The 1,620-nt window shown below is 43.2% G+C and carries 1 protein-coding gene; it reads left to right on the top strand.

Annotated features, from left to right (window positions below):
* The first annotated feature begins 119 nt into the window (after nucleotides 1-119).
* Complete coding sequence (gene zds, locus IQ228_RS25845; protein WP_193964981.1) at nucleotides 120-1,574, top strand: 9,9'-di-cis-zeta-carotene desaturase; 1,455 nt, start codon at nucleotides 120-122, stop codon at nucleotides 1,572-1,574.
* Nucleotides 1,575-1,620 lie beyond the last annotated feature (46 nt).

Below are 1,620 nucleotides of genomic sequence, written 5' to 3'. Positions count from 1 at the left end.
GAGTAGGGGGAGTGGGGGGAGTAGGGGAGAGGAATTTTACTGATGACAACTGACAACTGACAACTGACAACTGACCAATTCAGTTACAATTTGTAAAGAAACTGAACAAGGAAGAGGGAATGCGCGTTGCAATTGTGGGTGCGGGATTAGCAGGGTTAGCAACTGCTGTAGATTTAGTAGATGCTGGCTGTGAAGTAGAAATTTTTGAGTCCCGTCCGTTTGTGGGGGGTAAAGTTAGCAGTTGGGTAGATGGTGACGGCAACCATATTGAAATGGGGCTGCACGTCTTTTTCGGCTGCTACTACAATTTGTTTGAGTTGATGGAGAAAGTGGGGGCTGGTGATAATTTACGCTTGAAGGAACATAGTCATACTTTTATCAATAAAGGTGGACAAACTGGAGCATTAGATTTTCGCTTTTTCACAGGTGCGCCTTTTAATGGATTAAAGGCGTTTTTTACAACTTCTCAACTTTCGATACGGGATAAACTCCAAAATGCGATCGCCCTGGGGACTAGCCCAATAGTTCAAGGTTTGGTAGACTTTGATGGGGCAATGAAAACTATTCGCAAATTAGATAACATCAGTTTTTCCGACTGGTTCTACAGTCACGGAGGCAGTAAAGGCAGTATCAAACGTCTCTGGAATCCTATTGCTTACGCATTGGGATTTATAGATTGTGATCATATTTCCGCCCGATGTATGTTGACAATTTTCCAGTTTTTTGCTGTCCGAACAGAAGCTTCAATTCTGCGAATGCTCGAAGGTTCACCTCATGAATATTTACACAAACCTATTGTTAAGTATTTAGAAGAAAGAGGCACAAAAATATACACCCGTCGTCAAGTCCGAGAAATTCAATTTGCTGAGTCTGGAGAACAAACCCAAGTTACAGGGATATTAGTCGCCCAAGGTGATACAGAAGAAGTGATCACTGCTGACGCTTATCTATGTGCTTGTGATGTTCCGGGAATTCAACGAGTTTTACCCCAAACTTGGCGAAAATGGTCAGAATTTGATAACATTTATAAGCTAGATGCTGTCCCCGTCGCTACAGTACAGCTACGTTTCGATGGTTGGGTGACAGAACTACAAGATGAGAAAAAACGGGGTAAAGGCGGAGTGACACCACCCTTACAGGCAGCAGGGATAGATAACTTGTTGTATACCGCTGATGCTGATTTTTCCTGTTTTGCTGATTTGGCTTTAACTAGTCCCGCCGATTATTATCGTCCTGGAGAGGGTTCATTGTTACAACTGGTATTGACACCGGGAGATCCTTTCATTAAACAAAGTAATGAAGCGATCGCTAATCACGTTCTCAAACAAGTGCATGAACTATTTCCCTCTTCAAGAGACTTAAACATGACTTGGTACAGTGTCGTCAAACTAGCTCAATCTTTGTACAGAGAAGCACCAGGAATGGATGTCTATCGTCCTGATCAAAAAACACCTGTTTCTAACTTTTTCCTAGCTGGAAGTTACACACAACAAGATTATATTGACAGTATGGAAGGAGCAACAGTTTCTGGAAAACGTGCAGCTAAAGTAATCCTTGAAAGTGGGAAGAAATAGGGAGCAGGGGGCAGGGAGCAGGGGGCAGGGAGCAGGGAGCTGTCTC

Source organism: Dolichospermum sp. LEGE 00246, assembly GCF_015207865.1.
In the GTDB taxonomy this organism is placed as follows: Bacteria; Cyanobacteriota; Cyanobacteriia; order Cyanobacteriales; family Nostocaceae; genus Dolichospermum; species Dolichospermum heterosporum.
Note: the sequence above shows the minus strand (reverse complement) of the source record. Positions and strands in the feature narration are given on the sequence as shown.

Bases quoted from the DNA above. Each gene is read 5' to 3' on its own strand.
- zds (WP_193964981.1), top strand. From the start codon at position 120: ATGCGCGTTGCAATTGTGGGTGCGGGATTAGCAGGGTTAGCAACTGCT.